At 67.9% G+C, this 10492-nt stretch carries 7 protein-coding genes; all 7 read left to right on the top strand.

Annotated features, from left to right (window positions below):
- Positions 1-190: 190 nt before the first annotated feature.
- The 7 genes from DPQ64_RS17985 (at position 191) to DPQ64_RS18015 (ending at position 10365) form a co-directional block, all read left to right on the top strand.
- On the top strand, positions 191-1312 hold the full coding sequence (locus tag DPQ64_RS17985; RefSeq protein WP_115865673.1) for a glycosyltransferase: 1122 nt from the start codon (positions 191-193) through the stop codon (positions 1310-1312).
- 19 nt (positions 1313-1331) lie between these two features.
- Positions 1332-2303, top strand: coding sequence for an alkaline phosphatase family protein (locus DPQ64_RS17990; protein WP_115865674.1), 972 nt, complete (start codon positions 1332-1334; stop codon positions 2301-2303).
- Complete coding sequence (locus tag DPQ64_RS17995; protein WP_115865675.1) at positions 2300-3283, top strand: hydrolase; 984 nt, start codon at positions 2300-2302, stop codon at positions 3281-3283. The genes DPQ64_RS17990 and DPQ64_RS17995 overlap by 4 nt, the downstream gene beginning before the upstream one ends.
- Positions 3284-3328: 45 nt before the next feature.
- The gene (locus DPQ64_RS18000) at positions 3329-4270 is read left to right on the top strand and encodes an alkaline phosphatase family protein (protein ID WP_115865676.1); all 942 of its coding nucleotides are present in this window, start codon (positions 3329-3331) and stop codon (positions 4268-4270) included.
- A gap of 61 nt (positions 4271-4331) precedes the next feature.
- Entirely contained in the window at positions 4332-5450 is a 1119-nt protein-coding gene (locus DPQ64_RS18005; protein WP_115865677.1) for a sulfatase-like hydrolase/transferase, read from the top strand.
- A gap of 93 nt (positions 5451-5543) precedes the next feature.
- Positions 5544-7007 carry a lipopolysaccharide biosynthesis protein gene (locus tag DPQ64_RS18010; RefSeq protein ID WP_115865678.1) on the top strand — a complete coding sequence of 488 codons (1464 nt, stop codon included), beginning with the start codon at positions 5544-5546 and terminating at the stop codon, positions 7005-7007.
- 76 nt (positions 7008-7083) lie between these two features.
- Positions 7084-10365, top strand: coding sequence for an oligosaccharyl transferase, archaeosortase A system-associated (locus DPQ64_RS18015; RefSeq protein ID WP_115865679.1), 3282 nt, complete (start codon positions 7084-7086; stop codon positions 10363-10365).
- The last annotated feature ends 127 nt before the right edge of the window (positions 10366-10492 follow it).

Below are 10492 nucleotides of genomic sequence, written 5' to 3' on the forward strand. Positions count from 1 at the left end.
GGCGCGCGCAGGACTGCGCGCGCCGGACAGCACGCCGACAGCGAGCGCCGGAGAGCACGCACGACAGCGAGCGCGCAAGGGAGTTCCGAGCCGGGCCACGACCGGCCAGTTATCCGACGGTGACGCCCGGATATTCGCGAATGAACACAGTTAACTGTCCGTCAGGAAAACCCAGAATCGACAGAACCGCATGGAAGACGAATCTATCGCCATCGCGCACGGCAACTACCTCGAACGCGGCGGTGCCGAAGCGCTCTCGGACGAACTCGCTCGCACGTTCGACGCGCCGCTGTACTACGGGTTCGGCGACCACGACAACGTCTCCGACGACGTGGAGGCCCGCAGCCTCTACGAGGAATCGCCGATCTCGATGGTGAAGCGGTCGGTGTTCCTCCGGGACCTCTACTACGCGTGGAACGCCCAGCGCATCCCGGAGCTGACCGACTACGACGTGGTCGTGCTCTCGAAGAACGAGCTGAGCTGGTACGTGCCCGAGGACGAGCAGGTGGTCGTCCACTACACCCACAGCACGCCACGGGTGCCCTACGACCTGTTCCAGCAGCGCGCGACCTCCCTGCCCTCGCGGCTGTACGCGTTCGCCGCCCGAACAATCTTCCTCGCGAACACGAAGTTCCCCGACCGGTTCGTTGCCAACAGCGAACTGGTCGCGCGCCGCCTCCGGCGGTACTGGGGCGTCCCCGAGGAGAAGGTCTCGGTGGTCTACCCGCCGGTGAACGTCGAGCAGTACGAACCCCGCCAGACGGCCGACTACTACCTGACCTACTCGCGGCTCATCCCCGAGAAGCGCATCGACGCCATCGTCCGCGCGTTCGAGGGACTCGACGCGAAACTGGTCGTCGGCGGCGCGGGCGAGGAGCGCGAGACGCTGGAGCGACTGGCTCCCCCGAACGTCGAGTTCGTGGGCTACATGTCCGAGGAGGAGAAGCGCCGCCGGCTCGGCGAGGCCAGAGCCGTCCTGTTCAACGCGATGAACGAGGACTTCGGCATCATCCCCGTCGAGGCGTTCGCCAGCGGGACGCCCGTGCTCGGCGTCGAGGAGGGCTACACCAAGTATCAGGTCCGCGACGGCGAGAACGGCCTGCTCCACGACCCGGACCCCGCGAGCATCCGCGAGTCGGTCGAGCGCTTCGAGCGCGAGGGCGTCGACTGGGACGCCGCCGAGATCGCGACGTTCGCCGAGCGCTACGGCGCCGACCGGTTCCGCGAGGAGATGCGCGAGGTCGTCGCGGAGGCGGTCGAGGACGCCGCCATCGACCCGAACGCGAAGCAGGCGCGGAAACGATCACAATGACAGCGACGACACAGCGACAATGACATTCAGCGACTGGCTCGACGAGAGCAGAGACCGAATCAAACACGACGGCATCAAGAAGGGAGCGTACGCGTCGGCCCAGGAGTTCTGGGCGGGCGCGCTCGGCCACTTCGGTCGTCACGTCTGGAACTACGGCGAGTCGGTCCACGACGAGGAGTGGGACGTGTTGCTGGTCCTCGACGCGTGCCGGATCGACCTCATCGCCGACGTGGCCGAGCGGACTAACTACGACGTGCTCGAGGGGTTTGACCCGGAGCGACACGCCACCAACTCGGTCGCCTCGCGCTCGCCGGAGTGGATCGCGAAGACGTTCGACCCCGAGACGTACGCCGAGGAGCTCTCGAACACCGCCTACGTGACCGCGAACCCCCACTCGCGGGACGTTCCCGACCCGACCCTGCTGAACGTGTTCGACGAGGTGTGGAAGTACGGCTGGGACACCGAGTACGGGGTCGTCCCGCCGCGGACGATGACCGACCGGGCCATCGACGTGTGGCGCGAAAGCGACGCCGAGCAGATGATCGTCCACTACATGCAGCCCCACCTCCCGTTCCGCTCGCTGGTGGACGACCACCCCGAGTGGTTCCGGTTCGAGGTCGGGCTCGACAACCCCGCGCCGAGCCGGCACAAGACCCTCTGGCGGCGGCTCCGCGACCGCGAAGTGCCCCACGACCTCGTGTGGGAGGCGTACTGCGACAACCTCGAGTGGGTCCTCGACGAGATGGAGCTGCTGTCGGAGAACCTGGAGGCCGACACGGTCGCCATCTCCAGCGACCACGGCAACGCGATGGGCGAGTGGTGGGTGTACGGCCACCAGAGCCCGATCCCGATCCCCGCGCTCAAGCGCGTCCCGTGGGTGACGTTCTCCGCAACCGACACCGGCGCGTACGAGCCCGAGACCGAAGCCGAGAACGTCGACGTGAGCGACGCGGAGTACGAGGACCGACTCAAGAACCTCGGCTACCTATGACGTTCGCCGACTGGCTCGAGGAGACCCGGACGCGGTTCCGAACGATGGGCGCGAAGCGAGGAGCCGTCGCGTCCGCCAACGAGTTCTGGGTCGGGATGCTCCGGCGGTTCGGCCGGGACGTCTGGAACTACGGCGAGCCCATCTACGAGCGCGACTGGGACGTGTTGCTCGTCCTCGACGCGTGCCGCGTGGACCTGATGCGGGAAGTCGCCTTCGAGGAGGGCGAGCGCTTCCCGTTCCTCGACCCCGACTTCGAGGTGTTCGACTCGGCCGCGTCGATGTCCGCCGAGTGGATGGAGAAGAACTTCGGCGAGGAGTACGCCGCGGAGAAGGCCGACACCGCGTACGTCTCGGGCAACCCGTTCACCCGGGACCTCGACCCCGAGGAGTTCCAGTTGCTCGACGAGGTGTGGCGCTACGCGTGGGACGACGAGCGGGACCTGATGCCGCCCCGGCCGCTGACCGACCGGGCGATACAGGTCGAGCGAGACCTCGACCCCGACCGACTCGTCGTCCACTACCTCCAGCCCCACGTCCCGTTCCGCTCGATGCCCGACGCCGGCTTCCGGTGGGGCGACCCCGAGGAGAACTTCGGGGTCAAGGACGGCGGCACTGGCGAGGAGCGCGGGCCGTGGCATCGGCTGCTCGACGGCGACCTGTCGCGCGAGCAACTGTGGCAGGGCTACCGGGACAACCTCGAATGGGTGCTCGAAGACGTTGCCCTGTTCCTCGACAACGCGGACGCCGATACCGTGGTCATCTCTAGCGACCACGCGAACGCGATGGGCGAGTGGTGGTGTTACGCCCACCCGGACTACGTCCCCATCCCGGCGCTCAAGCGCGTCCCGTGGATCGAGACCAGCGCGACCGACACCGAGGCGTACGAGCCCGAACTCGACCTCGAAGTCGAAGAGGCCGACGACGAGGAGACGACCGACGACGCGGTGACCGACCGACTCGAAGCGCTGGGGTACAAATGAGACGAGGTGACGACGCGTGAGACAGATGAGAGAGGACGATTTCGGATGACGTTCACCGACTGGCTCGCCGAGACGCGGTTCAAACTGTCGGCGTACGGTCCCCGGAAGGGGACCCGGTCGGCCGCCTACGACTTCTGGGGCGGGTTCGCCAGACGGGCGTGTCACGGGCTGGGCCTCGACGAGGACGGGACGCCCGTCTACGAGCGCGACTGGGACGTGCTGGTCCTGCTCGACACCTGCCGGGTCGACGTGCTCGCGGAGGTCGCCGACGAGTACGAGTTCGTTCCGAGCGAGGTCCCGTCGTTCACCTCGCTCGGGTCGACCTCGTGGGAGTGGCTCCACGACAACTTCACGCCCGAGTACGCCGACGAGATCTCGCGTACGGCGTACGTCACCGCGAACGCACACACCAAGCGGTTCGGCGACGAGTTCCCCGTCGGACCGGAGGCGTTCGGCCTGCTGGACGAGGTGTGGCGCTACGCGTGGGACGACGAGTTCGACGGCATCCCGCCCCGGAGCGTCACCGACCGAGCCATCCGGGTCGCGCGCGACCGCGACCCCGACCGGCTCGTCGTCCACTACATGCAGCCCCACACGCCGTACCGGTCGCTCGACGTGCGGTCGTTCGGGGACGGCGACTACGACCGGACGGTGTGGGACCTGCTCCAGATGGGCGACCTCGACCGGGCCGAGGCGTGGGCCGCCTACCGAGACAACCTCCGGTGGGTGCTCGGGGAGGTCGACCTGCTGCTCGACAACATCGACGCCGACACCCTCGTCGTGTCGAGCGACCACGGGGAGGCGTTCGGCGAGTGGGGGCTGTACGGCCACTATCGCCACGTCCCGATTCCGATTCTCAAGACGGTACCGTGGGTCGAACTGTCGGCCACCGACTCGGGCGAGTACGAACCCACCGTCGAGGCCGAGGAGGTCCACGTCACGGACGACGACGTTGAACAGCGCTTAAGCGCGCTTGGGTACAAGTGATTCCAATGACCGACGAGATCCCATCGCTCTCCGCCACGGACGCGACGCTCCGGGTGATCCGATGACCGACACCACCCTCCTCGTCACGGTCGACTCGCTCCGGTACGACCACTACCGGTACATGACCGCGACCCGGGAGTTCCTCGGCGACTCTCATCCCGCGACGTTCGCCACCAACACCGCGACACCCTCCTGCTTCCAGTCCATCGTCGGCGGGATCTACCCCGGCGAGGTCGGCGTCGACGCCGACTCGAACGTCGCGGTCGAACTCGACGCCTCGTACTCCTACGGCGTCTCGACCAACCGCTTCCTCTCGCCGCGGTACGGCTACGACCTCGGCTTCGACGAGTTCACCGCGCCCGGCCGCGACGAGAAGGGGCTCAAAGACAGAGTCGCCGAGCACATGACGCCCCAGAGCACGCTGTTCGGGATCGCCTCGCGGGTCTGGAACGTCGTCCAGTCGGTCCAGCGGCGCGTGTCGACGGTCGAGCGCGACTACCGACCCGCGGCCGACGTGATCGCGGAGTTCCTCGACGCTACGGAGGGCCGCGACGCGTGGTTCGGCTGGCTCCACTTCATGGAGCCCCACCACCCGTACAACCCCGACGACGGCCCCATCTCTCGCGGGGAGGCCCAGCAGATAACCCGCCGGGTGCTGGACGGTCGGGGCAGCGAGCGCGACGCCGAACTCGTCCGGGAACTGTACCGCGGCGAGGTCGAGGAACTCGACGACCGGCTGGCGGTGCTCTGGGACGCGATTCCCGACGACACGCGGGTCGTGTTCGTCTCGGACCACGGCGAACTCCTCGGCGAGTACGGCGAGTGGGGCCACCACGCCACCATGTGTCCCGAACTACTCCGACTCCCGCTCGCCACCCGGAACATCTCGGTCGAGAGCGACGTGCTCAGCCTCGTAGACGTACCGACGCTCCTGCTCGGCGAGGCGTACAACCACGGGTCGATCGACCGCGAAACGGCGTATGCCGCCTCGAACGGCAACCACGCCGCGATGAACCGCGACCACGTGGCGACCGACGACGGCGTCGTCACCCTCGACGGCGACCCCGCCGAGGACGACGAGCTGGTCGCGGCGAAAGAGGAGTTCGAGCAGGGCGCGGCCCGACCGGTGCGGAAAGACGAACTCCCCCACGACGACCTCGAAGCGCTGGGCTACCTCTGACCGATGAGACCGGCATCCACCGAACGATGAGTAGGCTCCTCGGAACCATAAACGCGACAGCCTCGGAACGATGAACGCGACGACTTCCCAACGATGAGCACGGCTGACCTGGACATCGGCCGGGAGGCGCTCGTCTCCGCCGCCGCGAAGTTCACGATGTCGGCGTTCGGCTTCGTCGGCGTGATGATCTTCGCGCGAGTGCTGGGCAACGCGGGAGTCGGCCGTTACTACACCGCGCTCGCCATCGCCCTGATGCTCGTCCGCGTCTCGGCGGGGCTCGCGACGGCCATCAAGAAGCGCGTCAGCGAGGTCGACACCGACCCCGCGGAGTACCTCGGGGTCGGACTCGCGGTCCACGTCGTCTACGTCGGGGTCGTGACGATAGCCTTCGTCGCGCTGTCGCCCGCGCTCCCGGTCAGAGGCATCGGGGCCGACGACGTACTGGGCATCGTCCTCGTGTTCAGCAGTGTCGGCTCGTTCCAGATACTCAACCGGTTCTACGCCGGCATCGGGTTCCCCGGCCGGTCGTTCTGGCTCGACACGGTCCGCAGCGTCGTCACGCTCCTGTTCCAGGTCGTCCTCCTGTACCTCGGGATGGAGGCGTTCGGCATCCTGCTCGGCCTCGCGCTGGCGAGCTTCCTCACGGCGGGGGTCGTCGCGGTGGTCAGCGGCGTCCGGCCAGCCGTTCCCTCGCGCGAGACGTTCGACTACACCGGGAAGTTCGCCCGGTGGTCCATCCCCAGCTCGCTCGTCAACGACCTCTACAAGCGCGCCGACCCGCTGCTCATCTGGTGGTTCGTCGGTACCGGTGCGGTCGGGTTCTACGAGACCGCGCTCCGGCTGGTGCTGCCCGCCTCCCAGCTGACCGCCAGCATCAGCAACCCGTTGGAGGTGAAGGTCAGCGGCCAGTCGTCGCTCGGCGAGGACGTGCGCGAGGACGTGGCCAACGCCATGACCTATGCCGGACTGCTCGGCGTCCCGATGTTCTTCGGGGCGCTCGCGCTCCCGGACGTGCTGATGCGGACGTTCTTCGGCTCCGAGTTCGGCGCGGGCGGGGCGGCGCTGGTTGGCGTCGCACTGTTCTACGTGGTGTACATCTACCAGATCCCGCTCGAATCCGCGATCAACGGGACGAATCGGCCGGAGCTCACCTTCCGGGTGAGCCTCCTCGGGCTGGCGATCCACCTCCCGGTCGCGGTACTGCTCGCCGCCGAGTACGGGCTGCTCGGCGTCATCGGCGCGACGCTGCTCGCGGAAGTCGTGATGTTCTTCGCGTATCAGTATCTCTGCCGCGAACTGTTCGGCGGCGTCATCTTCCCGACCCCCATCGCGGCGCAGACTGCGAGCGCGGTGGCGATGTTCCTCGTCGTCAGCGAGGCCCGGGGGATGGTCGCGCTCGACCACTGGCTCCCGGTCGTCGGGCTCGTGGGCTTCGGCGCGGCGGTGTACTTCGCGGCGCTCTCCCTGACGAGTTCGCACTTCCGCCTCACCGTCGGGAACGTGCTCGGACCGGTGTACGAGCAGGTGGTCGCGTCGCGCGAGCGGTCCGAGGGGTGATCTATGAGGTCGGACTCGAACGTGTCGAAACTGGAAGTCATAAGGCTTATGCGCGTTTTCCCATTTCCTCAACCTAATGAGCCAGCAGACTGAGCAGGTCGAGGAGCCGACCGAAACCTCCGAGTCGCTCCTCGAGACCTTCGAGGACTGGTATCACGTCCCCGTGCTCGCCGCCGCGGTCGCCTTCATGCTGTGGGTACGGCTCCAGTCGTACGGAAACTTCATCAGAGACGGCGAGGTGTTCCTCAAGGGGAACGACGCGTGGTATCACCTCCGACAGGTAACCTACACCGTCCAGAACTGGCCCTCGACCATGCCGTTCGACCCGTGGACCTACTTCCCGTTCGGCACCAGCGTCGGGCAGTTCGGGACGCTATTCGACCAGCTCGTCGCCACCGGCGCGCTGATCGTCGGCCTCGGCGACCCCTCCTCGACGCTCGTCGCGAAGTCGCTGCTGGTCGCCCCCGCGGTGTTCGGCGCGCTCCTCGTCATCCCGACCTACCTCGTCGGCAAGCGCCTCGGCGGCAGGCCCGGCGGGCTGTTCGCGGCGATCGTGCTCGCGCTGTTCCCCGGCACGTTCCTCAACCGGAGCCTCGTCGGCTTCGCCGACCACAACGTCGCCGAGCCGCTGTTCCAGACGTTCGCGCTGCTCGCCATGATGGTCGCGCTGAGCGTCGCCGAGCGCGAGAAACCGGTGTACGAACTGCTCGCCGACCGCGACGTCGCGGCGCTCCGCCGCCCGGTCGCCTACAGCGCGCTCGCCGGCATCGCGACGGCGTTCTACCTCTGGACGTGGCCGCCCGGCGTCCTCCTGATCGGTATCTTCGGCGTCTTCTTCGCGCTGAAGCTGACCGCCGACTACGTCCGGGGGGTCAGCCCCGACCACCTCGCGCTCGTCGGCGCGGTCAGCATGACCGTGACGGGGCTGCTCATGCTGGTCCCGCTGGGCACGCTCGACATGAGCCCGACCCAGTTCTCGCCGCTCCAGCCGCTGCTCGCGTTCGGCGTGGCGCTGGGCTGCGTGTTCATGGCGTGGCTCGCCCGCGAATGGGACGACCGAGACCTCGCCACGTCGCTGTACCCCGCGACCGTGGGCGGCCTCGCGCTCGCGCTGGTCGGGTTCGTCTACGTCGCCCTCCCGTCGCTGTTCAGCCTCGTCCAGACCAACCTCGTCCGGGTTGTCGGCTTCAGCGCGGGCGCACAGACCCGGACCATCGGCGAGGCCCAGCCGTTCCTTTCAGAGGGTCCCGGCGGCGTCCAGCCCCAGTACGGCATCGAGTGGTACGACGTCATCCTTCAGGAGTACGGGCTGATGCTGTTCACCGCGGTTCTCGCGGCGGTCTGGCTGGTCTGGCGAACGTACCGGACCGACGACCACCGCGCCGAGTACCTGCTCGTGCTGGTGTGGGCCGCGTTCATCACAGCTGCCGCGTTCACGCAGGTCCGGTTCAACTACTACCTCGTCGTGCCAGTCGCCGTGTTGAACGCCTACCTCGTCGCCCGCATCCTCGCGCTGGTGAACCTCACCGGCGTCAGCGGCCGCGAGGCGCTGGCGGAGGTCGAGGGCTATCAGGTGATGGCGATAATCTTCGTGGTCCTGCTGATGACGCCCGTGCTCGTCTGGCCCGCCAACATCGGGTCGACCGGTGTCCAGTCGTTCGACAACACGCAGACCGCGATGTCGGCGGCCAGCGGCGTCGGTCCCGGCGCGGTGACCAACTGGGACGACTCGCTCGACTGGATGGCGAACAACACGCCCGAGGAGGGCAACTACGGCGGTGCAGGAAACGCAGGTGAGCTCGACTACTACGGCACCTATCACGAGCAGGGCGGCGACTTCGACTACCCCGAGGGCGCGTACGGCGTGATGTCGTGGTGGGACTACGGCCACTGGATCACCGCCGAGGGCGAGCGCATCCCGAACGCCAACCCGTTCCAGGAGGGCGCGACCACCGCCGCGCGCTACCTGCTCGCGCCGAGCGAGGAGCGGTCGAACGAGATCATCGACGATCTCGGTGAGGACGGCGAGGAGACACGGTACGTGATGGTCGACTGGAAGATGGCCGAGCCGACCTCCAAGTTCTCCGCGCCGACCGTGTTCAACGACAACGTCTCCGCCACGGACTTCTACGAGACGGTGTATCGGACCGGGCAGAACCAGCAGAGCCCACAGGTCGCCTTCCGGATGAAGAGCCAGCGCTACTACGACAGCACGGTCGCGCGGCTCTATCTCTACCACGGGAGCCGGGCCGAGGCCAGCCCGGTCGTAATCGACTGGAACGCCCAGACGTATCAGACGCCGGACGGCCAGACGGCCACGGTCAAGACCAACCCGTCGGGCCCGAACGCCACGCTGGTCCGGCAGTTCCAGACGATGGAGCAGGCACGCCAGTTCGTCCAGAACGACTCGACGGCGAAGATCGGCGGTATCGGCCCGTTCCCGAGCGAGACGGTGCCCGCGATGGAGCACTACCGGGTCGTCGAGCAGAGTCAGGCCTCGGCCACGAACTCCTCGGAGTATTCGCGAGTGCTCCGGAGCGAGTTCCGACAGCTCCAGCAGGCCGGTATCCAGAACCCCAACGCGCTGTTCCGGACCTCGCCCTCGTGGGTGAAGACGTTCGAGCGCGTGCCCGGCGCGACGGTCGAGGGCACCGGCCCGGCTAACACGACGGTCACCGCGTCGGTCCGGCTGTCGCCGGCCGACCAGCAAGGCGCGTTCACCTACCGCCAGCAGGCCGAGACCGGGCCGGACGGCGAGTTCACGATGACGCTGCCGTACTCCTCGGCGGGCTACGAGCAGTGGGGTCCCGAGCAGGGCTACACCAACGTCAGCGTCCGCGCGCAGGGTCCCTACCAGTTCCAGACGCCCCAGGAGTTCGCCAACGACTCGGTGACGTTCCACAACGCCACCGCGAACGTGACCGAGGCGCAGGTCATCGGCGAGAGCGACGACCCGGTGTCGGTCGAGCTCACCGAGGAGTCGATCCAGATCCAGCAGGGCAACGAGTCCGCAGGTAACGAGACCGCAAGCGGCAACGAGACGGCCCCGGACAACTCGACGGTGACCGAGAACGAGACGACGACCGAGAACGGGACCGCCGGAAACGACACCGTCGAGACGACGACCGTGACCGACGACGGAAGCGGGGAGAACACCACGACCGCCTCCGAGAACGACTCCGCGGCACTCGTCGCGCCGGACGCGACCGGCGATGCAGGCGCGAACGCGGACGCGACGAACGCAGACGCGGTGCCCGACCCCGCCGACGCGCTGCCGGACCGCGACGAGACGACGCCCGCGCGAGCCGGACTGGTCGGTGCGTGGGCCGGCGCGCTCGTGCTCGCCCGGCGGGACTGAGGACGGCGGTTCCCGAGAGGGAAAGACACTCGACTCCCGACGCCGACACCGAATTCGACCCTGCCCGATGAGGCCACACGGCTGAGGGCGACCGCTGGCGGCTGGCGAGCGCGCGGAACGCGCGCTC

The sequence above is a fragment of the Halorussus litoreus genome, assembly GCF_003382685.1.
Lineage (GTDB): Archaea > Halobacteriota > Halobacteria > Halobacteriales > Haladaptataceae > Halorussus > Halorussus litoreus.

What these genes read in the sequence shown, in the direction of transcription:
- DPQ64_RS17985 (WP_115865673.1), top strand. Translation starts at nt 191, where the DNA reads ATGGAAGACGAATCTATCGCCATCGCGCACGGCAACTACCTCGAACGC.
- DPQ64_RS17990 (WP_115865674.1), top strand. Translation starts at nt 1,332, where the DNA reads ATGACATTCAGCGACTGGCTCGACGAGAGCAGAGACCGAATCAAACAC.
- DPQ64_RS17995 (WP_115865675.1), top strand. Translation starts at nt 2,300, where the DNA reads ATGACGTTCGCCGACTGGCTCGAGGAGACCCGGACGCGGTTCCGAACG.
- DPQ64_RS18000 (WP_115865676.1), top strand. Translation starts at nt 3,329, where the DNA reads ATGACGTTCACCGACTGGCTCGCCGAGACGCGGTTCAAACTGTCGGCG.
- DPQ64_RS18005 (WP_115865677.1), top strand. Translation starts at nt 4,332, where the DNA reads ATGACCGACACCACCCTCCTCGTCACGGTCGACTCGCTCCGGTACGAC.
- DPQ64_RS18010 (WP_115865678.1), top strand. Translation starts at nt 5,544, where the DNA reads ATGAGCACGGCTGACCTGGACATCGGCCGGGAGGCGCTCGTCTCCGCC.
- DPQ64_RS18015 (WP_115865679.1), top strand. Translation starts at nt 7,084, where the DNA reads ATGAGCCAGCAGACTGAGCAGGTCGAGGAGCCGACCGAAACCTCCGAG.